Source organism: Vibrio sp. 10N.261.51.A3 (assembly GCF_041471965.1).
Classification (GTDB): domain Bacteria; phylum Pseudomonadota; class Gammaproteobacteria; order Enterobacterales; family Vibrionaceae; genus Vibrio; species Vibrio crassostreae_C.
In genome coordinates, this window is sequence record NZ_JBFRPK010000004.1 from 111,282 (window position 1) to 132,202 (window position 20,921).

At 44.8% G+C, this 20,921-nt stretch carries 19 protein-coding genes; 14 read left to right on the forward strand and 5 right to left on the reverse strand.

The window, feature by feature from the left end; genetic code table 11:
• Window positions 1-4 precede the first annotated feature (4 nt).
• From infB to AB4371_RS01510, 8 genes are all read left to right on the forward strand, one after another.
• Window positions 5-2,695 (forward strand): translation initiation factor IF-2, encoded by a 2,691-nt coding sequence (gene infB / locus AB4371_RS01475; protein WP_017059231.1) that lies wholly within the window; start codon window positions 5-7, stop codon window positions 2,693-2,695.
• A 134-nt stretch (window positions 2,696-2,829) separates the two neighbouring features.
• Window positions 2,830-3,243 carry a 30S ribosome-binding factor RbfA gene (gene rbfA, locus AB4371_RS01480; protein ID WP_017065964.1) on the forward strand — a complete coding sequence of 138 codons (414 nt, stop codon included), beginning with the start codon at window positions 2,830-2,832 and terminating at the stop codon, window positions 3,241-3,243.
• Window positions 3,243-4,196, forward strand: coding sequence for a tRNA pseudouridine(55) synthase TruB (truB, locus tag AB4371_RS01485; RefSeq protein ID WP_017059233.1), 954 nt, complete (start codon window positions 3,243-3,245; stop codon window positions 4,194-4,196). The genes rbfA and truB overlap by 1 nt, the downstream gene beginning before the upstream one ends.
• A 218-nt stretch (window positions 4,197-4,414) precedes the next feature.
• Window positions 4,415-4,684 (forward strand): 30S ribosomal protein S15, encoded by a 270-nt coding sequence (rpsO, locus tag AB4371_RS01490; RefSeq protein ID WP_010436144.1) that lies wholly within the window; start codon window positions 4,415-4,417, stop codon window positions 4,682-4,684.
• Between the two features lie 378 nt (window positions 4,685-5,062).
• Entirely contained in the window at window positions 5,063-7,183 is a 2,121-nt protein-coding gene (gene pnp / locus AB4371_RS01495; RefSeq protein WP_017059234.1) for a polyribonucleotide nucleotidyltransferase, read from the forward strand.
• Window positions 7,184-7,307: 124 nt separating this feature from the next.
• Window positions 7,308-8,231, forward strand: coding sequence for a lipoprotein NlpI (gene nlpI / locus AB4371_RS01500; RefSeq protein WP_017059235.1), 924 nt, complete (start codon window positions 7,308-7,310; stop codon window positions 8,229-8,231).
• A gap of 153 nt (window positions 8,232-8,384) precedes the next feature.
• Window positions 8,385-8,792 (forward strand): MarR family winged helix-turn-helix transcriptional regulator, encoded by a 408-nt coding sequence (locus AB4371_RS01505; protein WP_017056675.1) that lies wholly within the window; start codon window positions 8,385-8,387, stop codon window positions 8,790-8,792.
• A gap of 89 nt (window positions 8,793-8,881) precedes the next feature.
• Window positions 8,882-10,219 (forward strand): MATE family efflux transporter, encoded by a 1,338-nt coding sequence (locus AB4371_RS01510; RefSeq protein WP_017065966.1) that lies wholly within the window; start codon window positions 8,882-8,884, stop codon window positions 10,217-10,219.
• A gap of 85 nt (window positions 10,220-10,304) precedes the next feature.
• On the opposite strand, the gene AB4371_RS01515 is transcribed toward AB4371_RS01510, so the two are convergent.
• From AB4371_RS01515 to AB4371_RS01530, 3 genes are all read right to left on the reverse strand, one after another.
• Window positions 10,305-11,183: a U32 family peptidase gene (locus tag AB4371_RS01515; protein WP_372148711.1), complete on the reverse strand. Its 879-nt coding sequence runs from the start codon at window positions 11,181-11,183 to the stop codon at window positions 10,305-10,307.
• 18 nt (window positions 11,184-11,201) lie between these two features.
• Window positions 11,202-12,215 carry a peptidase U32 family protein gene (locus AB4371_RS01520; protein WP_017068227.1) on the reverse strand — a complete coding sequence of 338 codons (1,014 nt, stop codon included), beginning with the start codon at window positions 12,213-12,215 and terminating at the stop codon, window positions 11,202-11,204.
• 180 nt (window positions 12,216-12,395) lie between these two features.
• Window positions 12,396-14,435, reverse strand: coding sequence for an EAL domain-containing protein (locus tag AB4371_RS01530; RefSeq protein WP_372148714.1), 2,040 nt, complete (start codon window positions 14,433-14,435; stop codon window positions 12,396-12,398).
• Window positions 14,436-14,693: 258 nt separating this feature from the next.
• Here AB4371_RS01530 and AB4371_RS01535 point away from each other — a divergent pair, with 258 nt between their 5' ends.
• The 6 genes from AB4371_RS01535 (at window position 14,694) to AB4371_RS01560 (ending at window position 19,443) form a co-directional block, all read left to right on the forward strand.
• Window positions 14,694-15,221 (forward strand): SCP2 domain-containing protein, encoded by a 528-nt coding sequence (locus AB4371_RS01535; protein WP_029235120.1) that lies wholly within the window; start codon window positions 14,694-14,696, stop codon window positions 15,219-15,221.
• Window positions 15,205-15,708 carry a GNAT family N-acetyltransferase gene (locus AB4371_RS01540; RefSeq protein WP_372148717.1) on the forward strand — a complete coding sequence of 168 codons (504 nt, stop codon included), beginning with the start codon at window positions 15,205-15,207 and terminating at the stop codon, window positions 15,706-15,708. Before AB4371_RS01535 ends, AB4371_RS01540 begins: the two co-directional genes overlap by 17 nt.
• A 198-nt stretch (window positions 15,709-15,906) precedes the next feature.
• On the forward strand, window positions 15,907-16,305 hold the full coding sequence (locus tag AB4371_RS01545; protein ID WP_372148719.1) for a DNA polymerase III subunit psi: 399 nt from the start codon (window positions 15,907-15,909) through the stop codon (window positions 16,303-16,305).
• On the forward strand, window positions 16,298-16,753 hold the full coding sequence (gene rimI / locus AB4371_RS01550; RefSeq protein ID WP_372148722.1) for a ribosomal protein S18-alanine N-acetyltransferase: 456 nt from the start codon (window positions 16,298-16,300) through the stop codon (window positions 16,751-16,753). The genes AB4371_RS01545 and rimI overlap by 8 nt, the downstream gene beginning before the upstream one ends.
• Window positions 16,754-16,925: 172 nt before the next feature.
• Complete coding sequence (prfC, locus tag AB4371_RS01555) at window positions 16,926-18,506, forward strand: peptide chain release factor 3 (protein WP_017059244.1); 1,581 nt, start codon at window positions 16,926-16,928, stop codon at window positions 18,504-18,506.
• Window positions 18,507-18,612: 106 nt separating this feature from the next.
• The gene (locus tag AB4371_RS01560) at window positions 18,613-19,443 is read left to right on the forward strand and encodes a LysR family transcriptional regulator (protein ID WP_017059245.1); all 831 of its coding nucleotides are present in this window, start codon (window positions 18,613-18,615) and stop codon (window positions 19,441-19,443) included.
• Here AB4371_RS01560 and AB4371_RS01565 read toward each other — a convergent pair.
• Entirely contained in the window at window positions 19,440-20,153 is a 714-nt protein-coding gene (locus AB4371_RS01565) for a hypothetical protein (protein WP_017065969.1), read from the reverse strand. The two genes, AB4371_RS01560 and AB4371_RS01565, sit on opposite strands and share 4 nt — an antisense overlap.
• Before the next feature lie 96 nt (window positions 20,154-20,249).
• Window positions 20,250-20,921 (reverse strand): hypothetical protein (locus tag AB4371_RS01570; protein WP_372148725.1); only part of this gene is annotated, 672 nt, incomplete at its 5' end.

Sequence of the window (20,921 nt, forward strand, 5' to 3'; positions counted from 1 at the left end):
CGGTATGACACAATTAACAGTTAAAGCACTGAGTGAAGAGATTGGTACGCCAGTTGACCGCTTAATTGAACAACTTGCTGATGCAGGCATGAAGAAAGCAGGGTCGGATCAAGTGACTGATTCAGAGAAGCAAACATTGCTAACGCACCTTAAAAAGGAGCACGGCGATACTTCAGGCGAAACAGAACCGACTCGTTTAACTCTTCAACGCAAGACCCGCAGCACGCTAAGTGTTGCCGCTGGAGGCGGTAAGAGTAAGGATGTTCAAGTAGAGGTACGTAAAAAGCGTACTTACGTGAAGCGCAGCACTATTGAAGATGAAGCGAAACGTGAAGCTGAGGAAGTAGCTAATCGTGAAGCGGAAGAGAAAGCACAACGCGATGCTGAAGAGCAAGCGAAACGTGATGCTGCAGAGAAAGCACAGCGCGAAGCTGAAGAAAAAGTAACACGTGAAGCGGATGCAAAACGTGAAGCTGAAGAGAAGGCTCAACGCGCACAAGCTGAAAAGGCTAAAAAAGACATGAATTCAAAAAATGCAGACGCTAACGCACAAGCGAAAAAAGAAGCGGATGAACTTAAAGCTCGTCAAGAGCTAGAAGCAACTCGTAAAGCAGAAGCTGAAGCAGCTAAGCTTGTTGAAGAAGCTCGTAAGTTAGCAGAAGAGAACCAAGAACGTTGGTCTGAAGAAGAGAAGAAGAAGAAAGAGCAAGAGAAATCTGCGGATTACCATGTGACTACTTCTACTTACGCTCGTGAAGCTGAAGATGCGGCAGATAAGAAAGATGAGAAAGCACCTCGTCGTCGCAAGAAGAAAGCAGCTCCTGCTAACCAACCTGCAAACAACCGTGGTGGTCGTAACCAACGTGGTCGTGGCGGTAAAGGTAAGCTTGCTAAACCAACTTCAATGCAGCAAGGCTTCGATAAGTCAGCAACTGTTGCTAAATCTGACGTTGCTATCGGCGAAACTATCGTTGTTTCTGAACTGGCTAGCAAAATGTCAGTTAAAGCAACTGAAGTTATCAAAGTAATGATGAAGATGGGCGCTATGGCGACTATCAACCAAGTGATCGACCAAGAAACAGCACAACTTGTTGCTGAAGAAATGGGTCACAAGGTAATCCTACGTAAAGAAAACGAACTTGAAGAAGCAGTACTAGCTGACCGTGATAGCGATGCTATCGCTGAAGGTCGTGCTCCTGTTGTTACTATCATGGGTCACGTTGACCACGGTAAAACTTCAACACTTGACTACATTCGTAAAGCACACGTTGCTTCTGGGGAAGCTGGCGGTATCACGCAGCACATTGGTGCTTACCACGTAGATACTGACAACGGCATGATCACTTTCCTTGATACTCCTGGACACGCGGCGTTTACCGCTATGCGTGCTCGTGGTGCTCAAGCGACAGATATCGTTGTACTTGTAGTTGCAGCAGACGATGGCGTAATGCCACAAACAATCGAAGCAATCCAGCACGCGAAAGCGGCAGGCGTTCCTCTGATTGTTGCTGTGAACAAGATCGATAAAGAGGGTGCAAACCCAGACAACGTTAAGAATGAGCTAGCTCAATACGACGTTATCCCTGAAGAATGGGGAGGTGAGAACATCTTCGTTCACATCTCTGCAAAACAGGGTACAAACATCGATGGTCTTCTAGAAGCAATCCTTCTTCAGTCTGAAGTTCTTGAACTTACAGCGGTTAAAGAAGGTATGGCGTCTGGTGTTGTTGTTGAATCTCGCCTTGATAAAGGTCGCGGTCCAGTTGCAACAGTACTAGTACAGTCTGGTACTCTAAACAAAGGCGATATCGTTCTTTGTGGTCAAGAGTACGGCCGTGTTCGTGCAATGCGTGATGAAAACGGTAAAGACATCGAAACTGCAGGTCCATCTATTCCTGTAGAAATTCTAGGTCTTTCTGGTGTTCCTTCGTCAGGCGATGAAGCGACTGTTGTACGTGATGAGCGTAAAGCACGTGAAGTTGCGAACTACCGTCAAGGTAAATTCCGTGATGTTAAACTAGCTCGCCAACAAAAAGCGAAACTAGAGAACATGTTCGCGAACATGACGGCTGGCGAAGTTGCTGAGCTTAACGTGGTACTTAAAGCTGACGTTCAAGGTTCTGTAGAAGCGATTGCTGACTCTCTACTGAAACTGTCAACTGACGAAGTGAAAGTGAACATCGTAGGTTCTGGTGTTGGTGGTATTACTGAAACTGATGCAACGCTTGCTGCAGCTTCTAACGCTATCATCCTTGGTTTCAACGTTCGTGCTGACGCAACTGCGCGTAACACGGTTCAGAACGAAAACCTAGATCTACGTTACTACTCAATCATTTACCAACTGATTGACGAAGTTAAACAGGCGATGGGCGGTATGCTTGCTCCTGAATTCCGTCAAGAGATCATTGGTCTTGCACAAGTTCGTGACGTATTTAAGTCGCCTAAACTTGGTGCAATCGCTGGTTGTATCGTGACTGAAGGTACGATTAAGCGTAGCAACCCAATCCGCGTACTTCGTGAAAACGTTGTTATCTACGAAGGTGAACTAGAGTCACTTCGTCGCTTTAAAGATGACGTACAAGAAGTTAAGAACGGTTACGAGTGTGGTGTCGGCGTTAAGAACTACAACGACGTTCGCGTTGGTGACCAGATCGAAGTATTCGAAATCGTTGAGGTTAAACGTACTCTAGACTAATCAGTCTGTACGACTCGACATATTGACTAAGGTTACTAACATTACTAGTAAAGGTAATAAGTAATCGGTTGTTGAATACACCATGGGGGGCTGGTAATTACCAAGCCCCCCATCTTTCTAAGTGAGAAAAGAAAATGTCAAAAGAATTTAGCCGCACACAACGTGTGTCTCAGCAGCTTCAAAAAGAGCTTGCTCTTATCCTACAACGTGAAGTTCGTGACTCACGTATTGGTATGGTAACTATCTCAGACGTAGAAGTGTCTCGTGACCTTGCTTACGCAAAAGTGTTCGTGACTTTCCTATGTGTTGGTGAGCAAACACCGGAATCATGCCTTAAAGCTCTTAAAGAGCATGAAGTGCCAGTTCGTATGGCTCTTGGTAAGCGTATTCGCCACCGTCTAACGCCTGAAGTTCGTTTTACTTACGACAACACACTAGTAGAAGGCATGCGTATGTCTAACCTAGTAAGTGAAGTTCTGAACGACGACAAGCGTAAGCAAGAAGAAGCTGGCCGCACTGACGAAACTCAGTCTAAGGGCGAAGAGTAATGGCTCGCCGTCGTAAAGGTCGCCCTATCAACGGGGTAATTCTATTAGATAAGCCGACTGGTATTTCGTCTAATGATGCACTGCAAAAAGTAAAGCGTATTTACTTTGCAGAGAAGGCAGGGCACACCGGTGCTCTGGATCCTCTTGCGACTGGCATGCTGCCAATTTGTCTTGGTGAAGCGACGAAGTTCTCTCAGTTTCTTCTAGATTCTGATAAGCGCTACGTTGTTATCGCTAAGCTTGGTGAGCGTACCAATACCTCTGACTCTGATGGTGAAGTGGTAGAGACACGTGATGTTAACGTGACTCAAGAACAGCTTGAACGTTGCATTGCGAGCTTCAAGGGTGAAACCGATCAGATACCATCAATGTTTTCGGCATTGAAGTATCAAGGTAAGCCTTTGTACGAATACGCACGTGCAGGTATCGAGGTTCCTCGTGAGTCTCGTAAGATCACTGTGTACTCTATTGAACTGCTTCGCTTTGAAGGTGATGAAGTTGAAATGGAAGTGCATTGTTCGAAAGGCACATACATCCGCACAATTACCGACGACCTTGGTGAAATGCTAGGTTGTGGTGCTCACGTGACCATGCTTCGTCGTACAGGTGTCGCAAAGTACCCATACGAGCGTATGGTGACTTTGGAGCAGTTAAACGAGATCCTAGAGCAAGCACAGGCGCAAGAAATTGCACCGAAAGAGCTGCTTGATCCACTGCTGATGCCAATGGACACTGCCGTTGAAGACTTACCAGAAGTAAACCTGAACGCGGAACTGACTGACCTAGTTCAGCACGGTATGCCAGTTCAGGTTGCTGGTGCGCCAACTGAAGGCACGGTTCGTATGACAAGTGGCGAAGAGAAGCTGTTTGTCGGCGTAGCTCAGATTGCTGAAGATGGCCGAGTTGCACCGAAGCGTTTGGTTGTTTTCAGAGATGAAGAGCCACAAGCTTAGCGCTTATATCGAGTCAGATCTTAGCGGTTTGCCTTGAAATGCGAGTAAATAATACAGAAAGCGAACGCCTAATTTAGGTGGTTCGCTTTTTTTGTTTTTAATGGGTTCGATTGTTATTGCACCAACTGACAAACTTCCCTATAATCCTCGGCTCGCGTAGCGGCTGAATCAGAGATTGGCTGCTACAAATATAAACTTACTCTTATCAGGAGAGAATTATGTCTCTGAATGCAGAAACTAAAGCAGCAATCGTTGCAGAATACGCACAATCTGAAGGCGACACAGGTTCACCAGAAGTACAAGTAGCACTACTTACTGCTTCTATCAACCACCTACAAGGTCACTTCAAAGCGCACAAACACGATCACCACAGCCGTCGTGGTCTACTACGTATGGTTTCTAGCCGTCGTAAGCTTCTTGATTACTTGAAAGGCAAAAACCTTGCTCGTTACCAAGACCTAATCAAGCGTCTAGGCCTACGTCGCTAATAGCGATGTCTGCAAAGACAGTTTGAAGAAAAGGAGCATTTATGCTCCTTTTTTTGTGCCTGTAAGAAAATGCTAGGCTGGATGCTCAGAATATCATCTGGCTTTTTCTGATAGGAAATATATCTCCTAATAAAAATAGTTTATACTACGCCCGCCTATAGCGTTTTCAGCGTTTGGCAATCAACCTCTCAAGAGATTACAGTCACAGATGTCGGCCAATAGGTCGCGACTATTCAAAGGCGGATTTGGTCTTAATTCGGCGTATGAACACATACAAAGAGTCACCATCCTAAGTCCCTTTTCACTAGTCGCGATTGGTAATGTCTTGAGTCATTATTCACTTAATCTAAAGTCTGACTTTAGAGCTAAGGATATACAATGTTTGAAAAACCAGTTGTAAAATCGTTCCAGTACGGTAACCACACCGTTACTCTAGAAACGGGCGTAATTGCACGTCAAGCTACTGCTGCTGTAATGGCGACTATGGACGATACTTCAGTATTCGTTTCTGTTGTTGCTAAGAAAGAAGCAGTTGCAGGTCAAGACTTCTTCCCACTAACAGTAAACTACCAAGAGCGTACATACGCTGCGGGTAAAATCCCTGGTGGTTTCTTCAAGCGTGAAGGTCGTCCATCTGAAGGCGAAACACTAACAGCTCGTCTGATTGACCGTCCAATTCGTCCACTTTTCCCAAGTGCGTTTAAAAACGAAGTTCAAGTTATCGCTACGGTTGTTTCTATCAACCCTGACGTAAACCCAGACATGATCACTATGATCGCAACATCTGCTGCGCTTGCTATCTCTGGTGCTCCATTCAATGGTCCTATCGGTGCTGCACGTGTTGGTCACATCGACGGCGAACTTGTTCTTAACCCATCAAATACTGAGCTTGAAAACTCTAAACTAGACCTAGTTGTGTCTGGTACAGAAGGCGCAGTACTTATGGTTGAATCTGAAGCAGATAACCTATCTGAAGAAGAAATGCTTTCAGCTGTTGTTTACGGTCACGACCAACAACAAGTTGTAATCAAAGCAATCAACGAGTTTGCTGCTGAAGTTGCAACTCCATCTTGGAACTGGGAAGCACCAGCAGTTAACACTGAGCTTAAAGCTCAAGTTGCTGAACTTGCTGAAACTCGTCTATCTGACGCGTACCAGATCACTGAGAAAATGGCTCGTTACGAGCAAGTTGGCGTAATCAAGAACGACGTTGTTGAAGCTCTAATTGCACAAGACGAAAACCTAGATGAGCGCGAAATCCGCGGCATGCTTGGTTCTCTAGAGAAAAACGTAGTACGTAGCCGCATCATCGCTGGCAACCCACGTATCGATGGCCGTGAAAAAGACATGGTTCGTGCGCTAGACGTACGTACTGGTGTTCTTCCACGTACACACGGTTCTTCTCTATTCACTCGTGGTGAAACTCAAGCACTTGTTACTGCAACGCTTGGCACACAACGTGATGCTCAAATCATCGACAGCCTGATGGGTGAGAAGAAAGACAACTTCCTTCTACACTACAACTTCCCTCCATACTGTGTAGGTGAAACTGGTTTCGTTGGTTCTCCTAAGCGTCGTGAAATTGGTCACGGTAAGCTTGCTAAACGTGGTATCCAAGCAGTAATGCCTTCTGTTGAAGAATTCCCATACACAGTTCGTGTTGTATCGGAAATCACAGAATCTAACGGTTCTTCTTCAATGGCTTCTGTATGTGGTACATCTCTAGCTCTTATGGATGCTGGTGTTCCAATCAAAGCTTCTGTTGCGGGTATCGCAATGGGTCTTGTTAAAGAAGGCGACGATTTCGTTGTTCTTTCTGACATCCTTGGCGACGAAGATCACCTAGGTGACATGGACTTTAAAGTAGCAGGTACTAACGCTGGTATCACTGCACTTCAAATGGACATCAAGATCGAAGGTATCACTAAAGAGATCATGCAAATTGCACTTAACCAAGCGCAAGGTGCACGTAAGCACATCCTTTCTGTAATGGATGAAGCTATCTCTGGTGCTCGTGAAGATATCTCTGAATTCGCTCCACGTATCCACACAATGAAAATCAGCTCTGATAAGATCAAAGATGTTATCGGTAAAGGCGGCGCAGTTATCCGTGCTCTTTGTGAAGAAACTGGTACTACAATCGAAATCGAAGACGATGGCACAATCAAGATTGCTGCTACTGAAGGCGCAGCTGCTAAAGAAGCTATCCGTCGTATCGAAGAGATCACAGCTGAAGTTGAAGTTGGCCGCATTTACCAAGGTAAAGTTGCTCGTCTAGCTGACTTCGGTGCATTCGTTACTATCCTTCCAGGTAAAGATGGTCTAGTACACATCTCTCAAATCGCTGACAAGCGCGTTGAGAAAGTGTCTGACTACCTAACTGAAGGTCAAGAAGTTCCTGTTAAGGTTCTTGAAATTGACCGTCAAGGCCGTGTACGTCTAAGTATGAAAGAAGCAGTTGAAACGCCAGCTGAAGGCGAAGCACCTGCTGCTGAGTAATTCTCAGTGTGTCGATGGTGATATCGCTTTTTAGTGATTTCTAACCTATCGTCAACAAAGCATGTTATAAAGGGGAGCATATCGCTCCCCTTTTTTATTGCGGTCATAACAGGAGTAATTATTTGTGAAATGGTTTCAAACCGCGAGTATGTGTTTACTGCTTGTACTAACAGGTTGTGCGACAACATCAGATAACACCTCAAGTTGGGTTTATCCACCGATGGCTGTGCCACTGCAACCAAGCGTTCAGCAAGAAGTTCAAATTGCACGTCTTAGTCAGTTATTACAGCGCCCAGATTTGAACGATGAAGTTCGAGCTAAGATGCTGTTTGAACGTGGTAACTACTACGACAGTGTTGGCCTGCGTGATCTCGCGCGTCTCGACTTCAACCAATCTCTTTCATTGAACCCTGCTCAACCTGATATCTTCAATCTTTTGGGTGTTTACTTTACGCAGGTAGGGGAGTTTGATGCGGCTTATGAATCTTTTGATTCTACGTTAGAGCTTGATCCTGCAAACTCTTACGCAGAAAGGAACCGCTCTATCGCGCTTTACTATGGCGAGCGTTACGACTTAGCCAATGAAGAGATGATGAAGCACTATGCCGACGATCCTAGCGATCCGTTTCGCGCTCTGTGGTTGTACATCATTCAGCATGAGCTGACGCCAGAGCAGGCTAAGCTTGATTTGCAAAAACGTTACGAGAGCCGTGATGAGCAGTGGGGTTGGGTATTAGTCGCGATTATGCTTGATGACATTACTGAAGAGCAGGCTTTCAAGGCGATCTTAACCGGTACTCGTGACAACACGTTACTTGCGCAGCGTCTAACAGAGACGTACTTCTACCTTGCTAAGCGTTACCATATGAATGGTGATTACGCGAATGCTATCTCTTTGTACAAGTTAGCGGTTTCTTTTAACGTGTATGAATACGTAGAACATCGTTACTCTTTCTTAGAGTTAAGCCGTATCTTCACCACACTTAAAGCTGAGCACTTAGCGCAAGTTAAGCTGGCTGAGGCCGAAGAAGAAGCCAACGCTAAGTAAGCAACACATTTTGATTCCGAAAAGCCGCTGTCTGTCAGCGGTTTTTTTATGCTCCTTTTTTATGATCTTCATCTCGTTTTGATTGCTTTTTATTTAAACAACACTAAAATAGTTAGCCTTGCTAACTAAATGCTATTCTTTGATTAGGTGAGTATGCTGAACCAGAATTTAGAAAAGATTGAGCGCTTCGCCTCTAAGATATGGCGCACTCAGGTAAATGAAGATCCTATTTGCCAATTGAGCTTCAATGAATATGACTATTTGAAGGTCATTCAAGCCTCTCCTGAACCGATCCGATTGACAGATCTGGCGATTGAAATGCAAGTAACCAAGCCTTCAGCAACTACTATGGTTCAAAGGTTAGAGAGAAAAGGTCTCGTTGAGCGTAAAGCTTCGCTCGAAGATGCGAGGTCTAAGTTGGTCGTACTGACCAGCAAAGCGGAAGTCGGCTTGGAAGAAGAAAGTAAGATCTATCAGGTCATGGCACAGATACTGGAAAGCCGTTTGTCTGAGCAAGAATCTCAGCAGTTAAACCTATTATTAAATAAAGCTTTAAAGTAAATAATTTAGATATTTAGTTAGCCTTGTTAACTAATTTTTCGAGTCATATCTTGTTGATATGCGACTCACAAATGAAAGTAGAGTAAGAAATGAGTAACTCAATTAGTCGTCAATTTTGGCGATACACAATCCCTACCGTGGCGGCCATGTTGGTTAATGGCCTGTACCAAGTGGTGGATGGCATCTTCATTGGCCGCTATGTGGGGGCTGATGGACTTGCAGGTATCAATGTTGCGTGGCCTGTGATTGGTTCGATTCTTGGTATTGGTATGTTGGTGGGTGTGGGCACAGGTGCGCTTGTCTCGATTCGCCAAGGTGAAAAAGATACTCAAGGCGCTAAGCAGATCTTAGCAACGGGCTTAACCTTGTTGTTAGCGATAACGCCTATTGTCTCTGCATTGCTGTTCTTGTTTGCTGATAACTTCTTGCTTTGGCAGGGCGCTGAAGGGCGAGTGTATGAACTTGGTCTGCAGTACTTACACATTCTGATTGGTGCTAGTGTCTTCACGCTAGGTTCGATCGCGATGCCGTTTCTACTGCGTAACGATGACAGTCCGAACTTAGCGACGATACTGATGATCGTTGGTGCGGTGATTAATATCGTGCTCGATTACCTGTTTATCGCTCTCTATGGCTGGGAGTTGATGGGTGCAGCATTAGCAACAGCGATTGCCCAGTTTGTAGTAACGGCTCTCGGCTTGGCTTACTTCTTCTCGCGTCGAGCAAACCTACGTTTACGTTGGAATGAGTTGAGATTGAAGCTGGATGTGATTCCACAAATCTTCGCCATTGGTACATCAAGCTTCTTTATGTACGCTTATGGTTCGATGATGGTGGCGTTGCACAATGCGTTGTTCTCTCAATATGGCGACCAGTTGATGATCGGTGCTTACGCGATTTTGGGCTACATCGTGACGGTTTATTATCTCACGGCTGAAGGTATCGCCAACGGCATGCAACCATTGGTGAGCTACAACCATGGTGCGCGTAACCAAGCAAACATCCGCAAGCTACTTAAGATTGCGATGATGAGTTCGGTATTGATTGGTGTGGCGTTCGTGCTGCTTCTCAATGCGTTCCCACGTGAGTTTGTATCAGTATTTAACTCAGACGAACCTCAGTTGGTTGAGTACACCGTGTTGGGTATTCGCCTTCACATGTTTGCACTGGCGCTGGATGGCTTCTTGGTAGTCGCAGCTGCTTACTATCAAGCGGTGAACAAGGGCAGCAAGGCGATGTTTGTGACTATAGGTAATATGCTTATCCAACTACCGTTCTTGTACATTATGCCTAAGTTGTATGGTGTGCCGGGGATCTGGATTGCGTACCCACTGTCTAACATCGCACTAAGTGTGGTGGTGATGGTAATGCTCTACAAAGACTTAAAGAAGCTCGATGCCTCACCGATGGAAACAGCGACGGCATAGGCCGTGTTTCTTAAGTCGCATTAAAAAGGTCTAGCGAACGCTAGACCTTTTTTGTATCTGTTGCTGGTTAGTCCAATGCGAGGAACTAGATGTTCTTAACGTCTAAACCTGCAAGCTGATGCCAGTAACCATTACATTGGCGGCTTTCAATCTTCATCGGTTTTTGACCTTGCTCGTTCGATCTGAAGTTATTGATTTCAGAGAAGGTATCGATACCGAGAGGGCTTAAACGAACCACATCAACCAGGTCGTGCATGTTCGGTAAATCATTGACTAGGTTGTAGCAGTAGCCTGATTGCGTCTGAATACCGTTAAGGTTGAAGACTGATTGGCCTTCTTGGCTTTCTACTTGTAGCCCTGTTGGGTACTTGATACAGCAGGTTTCGCAATCGTCTTTAGCTTTGTTTTCAGCGCGAGCGGTAAAGCAGCGTGCTGAGTAAGCAAGCGGCAGGTAGCCGTGGCTAAACACTTCAACTTCGAACTTGTTACGAATATTTAGCTCTTCGCACTGGGTCATTACGTTGCTTAGCCATTCGCGAGAAAGCTCAACCGGCATACACCAACGCGTCATGCCTTGTTTCAAGAATAGGTTCAGGGTGCGTGCGTTGTAGGTGTTTACTGCCGGGCCAACCACGAAAGGTACTTTGCTTTCGCTGGCCAGTTGAATTGCAGACACATCATTGGCTTCGATCGCAAAGTCACCGTTATCGATGTACTTCTTCATGATGTTGACTTCGCTTGGTGCTTCTAGCAATGCCATGGTGGAAAGTACGACTTGCTTACCTGAAGCCGACAGCTCTTTAGCAATGTCCATCCAGTGTTTCGCTTTCATCTCACGACGCTTTGAACACACCGCTTCACCTAGGTAGATGATATCGGCTGAGCTTGATTTCGCTTGCTCATAGAAGCTTTCAACGTCTTGTTTTGGCCAAAAATAAAGTAGAGGGCCTAATGCGTATTTCATTGAGTTCTCCATTTGGCTCTATTGCCATTTACGGTGATAAGCGCCAAGCGTGGTTTGTGTACCTTCCGATACATTCGCCAGTGTCGCATTCCAAGCTTGTTCCACTTGGTATTGTTCTGGGTTCGCTAAGTAGCGATCGATAGCTGCGCGCCACGTGCGAGTGACTTGTTCAACATAAGCCGGGCTGCGTTGGCGACCTTCAATCTTCACTGAGGCAACGTTTGCCGCGAAAAGCTCAGGCAACATGGATAGCGTGTTGAGGCTGGTTGGCTCTTCAAGTGCGTGATAGCGCTTACGTTCACCATCGATCTCGGCTTCAAAGCGGCCTTTACACAGCGTTGGGTAACCTGCGTTCTCACCTGCTTCATACTTATCGATAAGGATTTCGTTCAAGCGAGACTCGAGGCCAGTTTCTGTTTCTTGCCAGCGAACGTATTTTGCGGGAGAACAAGCACCAACGGTATTTGGTGATTCGCCTGTCATGTATGAAGAGAGGTAGCAACGGCCTTCTGCCATGATGCACAAGCTACCAAAAGCGAATACTTCAAGGTCAACGTCAGAAGTGATGTTACGAGAAAGCTGTTTGACCTGATGAATCGACAACACACGCGGTAGTACGACACGCTTAACGTTGAAGTTTTTATGGTAGAAGTCGATAGCCGCCGCATTGGTCGCAGATGCTTGCACTGATAGGTGCAGTTCGAGATCTGGATACTTATTTGCTGCGTACTCAAGCACCGCGATGTCTGCGATGATCAACGCATCAACACCCAGAGCAGCGGCGTTGTCTACGGCATTAGTCCAACGGTCGAAGCCATTTGGGTGAGCAAACGTATTTAGGGCAACATGAATTTTCTTGTTGTGGTCATGCACATACTGCACAGCACGATCGAGCTTTTTACCCGCAAAGTTTAGGCCTGCAAAGTGTCGGGCATTGGTATCGTCTTTGAATCCGATATAGACAGCATCCGCACCACAATCAATAGCGGTTTTCAAAGCAGGTAAGTTACCCGCTGGGCATAAGAGTTCCATTTGCTCACTACCAGTAGAATTAAGTTGAAGCGAGCATTTTATGAAGAATTGTGAATGACGGAATTGATGTAAGGCAGGTTTAGATGGATAAATCTGCTTTTACTCCGTTTGAGGTACTGACGAGTGGTAGTTTTGTGTGTTGCTTTGGTTTTGAATGAGGTGCGTATTGGAATCGTCTAATCAGTTCTTATGACGGCGGTTTTGAGCAAACAACTCTTCGACATCTTGTTTTGGTTGCGGACGATAGAAGTGGAAGCCTTGAATCGAACTACAGTTGAGGTTAGACAGCAGAGTCGCTTGCTCACTGGTTTCGACACCTTCTGCAACCACGGTCAAATCGAGAGATTTACCTAGGTTGATGATGTTTTCAATTACGGTAATTTGCTTTGGTAGGGTATCGATATCAGAGATGAAAGCACGGTCTATTTTAAGCTCATCAATTGGGAAGCGAGCAAGGTAAGACAGTGAAGAGTAACCTGTACCGAAATCATCAATGGAGAGAGCAAAGCCAAGTTTCTTGATGGCGTTAAGCATTTGAAGTGTGTGTTCACTATCACTCATTACCGCGCTTTCCGTTAGCTCAAACGTAATCGCACTTGGATCAAGCTCGGTCGAACGCAGCAATTTTTCCATATAATCAATCAGCTTTGGGTTACCAAACTGTTCTGGAGATAGGTTGATCGCGACACGACCTGGAAGGATACCTTGCATCTTCCAGCGCTTAACCGTAGCAAACACTTCACGCATTACCACTCGGCCAAGTTGTTCAATAAGTCCAGCTCGCTCTGCCACAGGAATGAACGCAGCAGGACTGATATAACCTTCGACAGGGTGCTTCCAACGTACTAGAGCTTCAGCGCCGTTGATGGTGAAGTCACGGGCATTCACTTTTGGTTGATACCAAACCTCAAGTCCATTTTGTTGCAGCGCCTTTTGTAGCTCTATCTCAAGCCACAGTCGCATGCGCGCTTCTTTGTTCATCTGTTCGTTGAACTTGATCAGGCGGTTGCGACCACGATCTTTGGCTTCATACATTGCTGTGTCTGCATTTTGCAGCAAGATACGAGCATCAGTCCCATCTTGAGGAAAATTCACGCTACCAATTGAGCAGGCTAAGCGTTTGCTAAAGTGGTGAAGATCGAAGGGTTGGTTGATAAGGGATATGATCTTTTCAGCGAGCATTTCAGGTGTTCGCTGATGTTCAGGTTCTGGCAAGATAATACCAAACTCATCCCCGCCTAAATGCCCAATCACGGCCTTACGAGGCAGTAAGCGTTTAAGGCGCGAAGCGACCTCTTTTATCACCTTGTCACCGATGTGATGACCAAGTGAGTCATTGATATTCTTGAAGTTATCAATGTCTAAGTAGAGCATCACCACCGGCGTATCGTTGTGAATGAACTGCTCAAGACGCTTAGTAAACCCAACTCGGTTGTAGAGCTTGGTCAGTGCATCTATGTAGGCATCTTCACTGTTTGCTGGTGTGTATTGTTTTGCGGTTTCTTGTGCGTCTTGAATAAGCACCAGCTGAGTGTTGCTTCCAAGAACGGTGGTGGAGTCGATGTTGAGCTGGACCTTACGTTCAAAGCCGCATCGCGCACCCGTTAAGCAAACCAAACCAGACTCAGAAATAATAGAGCTGAGGTTATTATTGAAGACTGTTTTGGTTTGTTCATCGATAAATAGGCGTCCCAGCTGTTCGCCAATTAACTCTGTGGTTGAGTTAAAGCCAAGCAGGCGCGCTGCCGCTGGGTTGGATGACAAGATATAGTCACTTTCAACGAGCAGTAATCCGTCAGGGAGTAGTTGAGATAGTTTGTGGAATTTGGCTTCGGATTCTTCTAAAGAACGGACAAGTACTTGGTTTTCTGATGTGTCGAAGGCGTGAAAGACGATGTAGTCGGTTTTGTTGCCATTGGTAAGCGGAGATAGGCTGAAATGAAGGCTGGTATCGAGGTCTGTTTCGTTGAGGGTGACTTCGGCCTCAATCGTTTCGCCACTGAATGCACGCTCATAGTAAGGCTTGAGATGTTGGTAGAACTGTTCGCCCAATGTTTGGCGATCATTCATGCCTGCAAGCTCTGTTTGACTCAAACCAGCAATATCGCAGTAACGCTCATTCACCATAAAATAGTTATGTTGAGCATCAAGTACTGCAAAAAAGAACGGACTATTTGCAGTTAGCTGGGTAAACCAATGTTGTAGTTGTTGGGGAGGCATCAAAGTACTACCAATTCTCCAAGAGCTTGAATATTCACTATCGATAAATATTTATTACTTTTTGTGTGGCTATCGATATTTACCTGTGAGTGCAGCGATCCGCTGTAATTCTCATTACCTGAGTTACTATAACTGTGATTTTCAGGATATTAAAGGTCGAGTATCAAACAGAAGTTAATTTGATACATAACAGTAACTGAGATCTCAACATCATCTATGATGCATTCCATATTATTGACAAAGTTACGGATAAGTCACGTGATAAACAAGATTCGCACTCAACTAGTTCAAAATGCCGCATCAATTTTGCGATCTCCAGTCCAGTTATTGCCTAAAACAGTACAAAAAAGAGCCTTATTGGAGGCGCTTAAGAATGTATTCAAGGAAGCTTTAGAGGACGGTGACTTTGAGTTTTTAGAAGACAAATGGCTGAAAGTCTCAATAAAAGACATGGGGTTAAGTTGGTGTATTAGCTACAAAAATGAGCAACTGGTTGTAGCTGATAAAGAGGTGGTTGAAGATGTAAGCTTTAGCGGCAATCTTAACGATCTTGTGTTGATTGCGGGGCGTAAAGAAGACCCAGATACGCTTTTCTTCCAACGTAGACTGTCTATTGAAGGCGATACCGAGCTCGGTTTAGAAGTTAAAAACTTGATGGATAGCGTAGATTTGGACTTATTGCCGACTCCTATGAAAACTTTGTTAAATCAATTAGCTGATTTTGTGCAGAAGGGAGTACAATCCCCAGATACACAAAGTGAGGTAATGAATGCTTATTCGAACTGAAGCACCGGCAGATATACTTGTCATTGAGCGTTTATTGAAATCTGTTTTTGAAACAGATGCAGAAGCTAACTTGGTTATGAGCTTGCGTGAGAATAGCCATTTAACGCTATCGCTGGTGGCTTGTTCTGATGAAGGCGAGGTGGTTGGTCACCTGATGTTTAGCCCTATCACTCTTGATGGCGACGATCATAACTGGCAAGGGCTTGCGCCTCTCGCTGTGAAAGAAGAGTTCCGCAACCAAGGCATTGCCAAATCTCTAGTTGAAGATGCGTTTTCCACTTTGGTTGATTTTGGTTACCCAGCTTGCGTTGTGTTGGGTGACCCTGCTTATTACAGCCGCTTTGGTTTCAAGGCTGCGAGCGAGTTTGGCCTGAGTTGTGTTTGGGATGTGCCTGAAGGTGCTTTCCAAGCGATTGAATTGGTAAACGGTGCGTTTGCTGGACATGCTGGTGAGATTGCTTACAGCCCCGAGTTCAACGACTTATAAGCTGATTTATCACGCAACAAGATACAAACTGATTTAGTCTAAATAAAGGAGCTTGATGCTCCTTTATTTTTTGTTAGTATCAGCCCTGCTCTAATAAGCGCTCTTTCAATAGAGGCAGCTTTCACAAAACTAGTTCTAACAAACTTCTGGTTTCAATAAACTTTGGCTCCAATAAACTTAAGGTTACTACCGCTAGATATGTCACAAACACACGCGCAATACCTACATGAGATGGGCATTAGCCAATGGGAACTAAGTCACCCAGAGCGTTTAGCAGGTTATGAATCTGAATTGACTCCGCTCTCGAGCGATTGCAAGTTACTGTTGGTTTCGCCTGAAAAACCTCAGGAAGATCTCGCCGTGATGTTTGAGCGAGTACTCAAAAGTATCAAGCTCGACTTATCTCAGGCTTTACACCTTCAACCGCAACACTTGTCTACTGTGGATTTAGGTTCGGTTGAGTGGATATGGTTTGCTGGTTGTGAGTCGGCTCAAGAGCTGAAGGCTAAAACACTTCAATCGCCATTACTGTCTGACATTAACGGTAACAACCAACACCGCCGCGACTTATGGCAACAAATTTGTGCTTATGGCTAATCAATTTTTACCGACTTCACAACAACACCTAGACGCCATTTGGAAGATAGAGCAGGCCGCGCATTCTCACCCTTGGTCTGAAAATATGATCCGAGATCTTGATAGCCGAGGCGCTTGTCATCATGTCCTTGAAGTTGATGGACAAGTGGTGGGCTATTTCTTCGCTCAAAATATTGTTGGTGAAGTGACGCTGCTTAATATTGCGGTAGACCCAAGCAAGCAAGGCAAAGGTTATGGTAAGGCACTAACTGAACATTTCCTTGATATATGTGAACAAGCTGATGCTGAAAGCGCTTGGCTGGAAGTTCGCGAAAGTAATGTGAACGCGTTTAATCTTTACGAAAAGGCAGGCTTCAACGAAGTTGATCGCCGTCGTAATTACTATCCAACTAAACAAGGCAACGAAGATGCCATCATTATGAGCTATCTTTTTATGTCTTTTAGCTAGTCATGTTACGTCTTTTCGCTAACTAGATAGCTAATCACAAAATTAGCCAAAAAATAGGGTGTAAACTGACCCTTTAGAAAGTGATACGCTTTCTGTATAATCCGCACACAGAATTCAAGGGCAAGTATTATCTACTTGCCCTTTTTACGCTTTAGATCAGCAAAGGGCGACTATGTCTTTCCAACAAGAAGTGAGCAAACGTAGAACGTTTGCGATTATCTCTCACCCGGATGCGGGTAAAACCACGATTACTGAAAAAGTTCTTTTATTCGGAAACGCGATTCAAAAAGCGGGTACCGTAAAAGGCCGTGGCTCTAACCAGCACGCTAAATCTGACTGGATGGAGATGGAAAAAGAACGTGGTATCTCGGTAACTACGTCGGTAATGCAATTCCCATACAATGATTGCCTAGTAAACCTACTAGATACTCCAGGACACGAAGATTTCTCGGAAGATACGTACCGTACGCTAACAGCGGTTGATTCATGTTTGATGGTTATCGATGCTGCGAAAGGTGTCGAGGATCGTACTCGTAAACTAATGGAAGTAACGCGTCTGCGTGATACGCCAATCGTAACGTTTATGAACAAACTTGACCGTGACGTTCGTGACCCAATGGAAGTGCTTGATGAAGTAGAGAGCGAGCTAGGTATGGCTTGCGCTCCAATCTCATGGCCAATTGGTTGTGGTAAAGAGTTTAAAGGTGTTTACCACATTCACCGTGATGAAACGATCTTGTATGAATCTGGCCACGGCCACGAGATCCAAGAAGTTCGTATCATCAAAGGTCTCGATAACCCTGAGCTAGATGAAGCAGTAGGTGCTGATCTTGCGGAAAGCGTACGTGAAGAGCTAGAGCTTGTTATCGGTGCTTGTCCTGAGTTTGATCATGAACTGTTCCTAGCGGGTGAACTAACGCCGGTTTACTTCGGTACTGCATTGGGTAACTTTGGTGTTGACCACATGCTTGATGGTCTAACGAAATGGGCTCCAGCACCTCAAACGCGTCAAGCGAACGAACGTGATGTTGAAGCGACAGAAGAGAAGTTCTCTGGTTTCGTATTTAAGATCCAAGCAAACATGGACCCTAAACACCGTGACCGTATCGCATTCATGCGTATCGTTTCGGGTACTTACAACCAAGGTATGAAGATGAACCATGTTCGTACTGGTAAGAGTGTAAGTATCTCTGATGCGGTAACCTTCATGGCGGGTGACCGTGCTCGTGCTGAGAAAGCATACGCGGGTGATATTATCGGTCTACATAACCACGGTACTATCCAGATTGGTGATACCTTTACTCAAGGTGAGAGCCTTAAGTTCGCTGGTATTCCTAACTTCGCACCTGAGCTATTCCGTCGTATTCGCCTACGCGATCCACTTAAGCAGAAGCAACTTCTAAAAGGCTTAGTTCAGCTTTCAGAAGAGGGCGCAGTACAAGTATTCCGTCCTATGCAGAACAACGATCTGATCGTTGGTGCGGTTGGTGTACTTCAGTTCGACGTGGTTGTAGCGCGCTTGAAAGCGGAATACAACGTAGAAGCTATCTACGAAGGTGTTAACGTTGCAACAGCTCGCTGGGTTGAATGTGATGACGCTAAGAAACTAGAAGAATTCAAACGTAAGAACCAATCTAACCTTGCGCTAGATGGCGGTGACAACCTGTCTTACATCGCACCAACTATGGTGAACTTGAACCTAGCTTCTGAACGTTTCCCTGAAGTTCAATTCCGAGCGACGCGCGAGCACTAATAGCGACAGTTCTACATAACATTGTTGGATAATATTAAAGCCGAATTGCTTCTAGCATTCGGCTTTTTTGTTACACTAAGAGTACACCGTTTTGATGGAGTAAAGCGTGTTTGATCTCAATTTAGTAAAGCCATTCCTCTCTGTATATCAACAAAGATCGATAACCAAAGCGGCTGAATCGTTAGAGCTAACTCAACCTGCGGTCAGTGCTGCAATCAAGAGGTTTGAAGCGGTGGTAGGCTATGCGTTGTTCGTAAGAGTAGGGCGTTCAATAGAACCAACGTCAATGGCTCACAAATTGGCAGGTCAATTATCTGATGCTTTAGAGCTGATGGAAGGTGCAGTATCAAGAAAGCGTGATTTTACGGTTTATATGCCTGCGAATCTGCTCCACAAAATGCCCATGCTCAATGGTGTTCAGTTAGTTGAATCCCCAATTTCTGTAGAGAATGTTGTCGAGGATATCCGACTCAATCGAGTAGATTTAGTGGTCGATACTGGTTTACCTAAACAGTCAAGTTTAGCGTCTGAATTTGCAACTACTGATAGACTGCTTCTTATGAGTGATCCTGAAAACAGTCAATTTGGTGAGAAGATTTCGATGGATGAGTTTCTTGAAGCACGGCATGTAACCTTGAAGTTACTTCGACAAGATACTCAAATAGTCGACTTTCTTTCCGAAAAGAGCTTCACACGTGATGTGGCAATTGAAGTTCGAAATCTAACTAACTTGATCTTAGCAGTAAAAGGGACTGACTACATTGCTGCGGTTCCGGTTAGCATGATCCAATTAGCAAAAACCATTGGCTTACGGATTCATGAGCCTCCATTTTCAATGCGTCCTGTGGAGTTTGAGTTTTTCTATCACAAGAAGTATCAAACTAATGGGCAACACCAAGAGCTACGAGATGAGCTTAAACAGTTATTAAATAGCTAGAAATCGAAGGCTAAACCGAATTCCACATAGTTTTTGTTTTCAGGGTATATGGTGTAGGTAACGGACGGTTTTACGTACTTCAAGTTAAAGAATACAGCTACTTCGTGATAATGAATGTTGGTCCTAGTTTCATTTCTGATATGTCTAGATCTCGTAGTAGTATCATCTTTAATATAAAAGTCTTGGGTATCTTTTTTGAATCCGATTTCTTGGTTGAATTTGTAAAGAAAATCAGCATATTGAATCGGGCTCCACAGAGCGCCAGCGCTATAATCGAATGTATCAGAGGCTCTATATTCCACGCATAAGTTTGGAAGACAAGCATCGAAATCTCTATCCATGTAGTTGTAATTAAGATCTCCGATTAATGTCCATTGCTCATGGATTAGCTTCGCGGCAAAGATTCCCGTTGTGATTTCATGCTCACTGACTTTTACCGTATTTTCAGTGTAGTACGTATCGCCTTGCCAGAAAGAGTAGCCAACACCGGCTTGCCAGTATTCTTGAGTATCAACTTCTCCAAAAACACGCAACTTATCATTGATTTGATAATTTATATCAAGAGTGGCAACCGTTTTCTCGTTGTCTGGATTTTGAGATAAGCTGACGGAAAAAATATCAGTAAAACGCTCAATAGATTCAATAAGGGTGTCATTTGCAGATGAGTAAAAAGGGAAGATTGAAGCAAGTATTAATAGAAGGCGTTTCATATTCAAATTCCGAATCGCTTTCCTTAGCTAGTGAGTAGAACACCCGATAATAGGAGTAACTATTATCGGGTGAGCGGATTCAACTCAGGTTGAATTTTAGCCGCGTAAACGTTGTTGAATAGCGGATTTAGCTTTCTGTAGTTTAGTTGGGTCGATAGATTGAAGCTTGCTACGGTCGATGTTTGAACCATCAAACACATGATCGTGATTCTTTGTTTGAATACGTACACCGTCATCTATTTTTGAAACAGTCGCAACCCATTGACCGTTGCCTTTGACTAAAGAGAATTGGTCAGAAGTAACATCGCCTTCCACACGAAGTAGTGTTTTTTCAAAGTCACCGTTGCCAATAAATACGAGCTCGCCATCTTTGCGTTGTACAGTACCTACCCACTCACTGGTGTTTTCGTCGATAATGTGGATTTCGCCGTTAATGATCTTAACTGTCAGGTCACGCTCTTCCATTTCAGGACGGTCTTCACCGAAATCTGGAGACCAACGAGGTGTATCATCAAAGTCCATATCTGGGTGCTCTGGAGAGGCTGGGAGAGTAGGTCGTGGGCTATCAATTACAATAGTTCCCTTGCCACTAGTTATCTCAAAACCACTGTCCACACGCTCAACAGTTGCTAACCATTCGCCATTACCTTTAACGATGGCTGCACTGCCGTTAGCTTCTAGGTCACCTTCAACTTTTACTAGAGTTTTTTCAAAGTCGCCGTTGCCACGGAAAATGATCTCACCATCCTTGCGTTGTACAGTACCTAC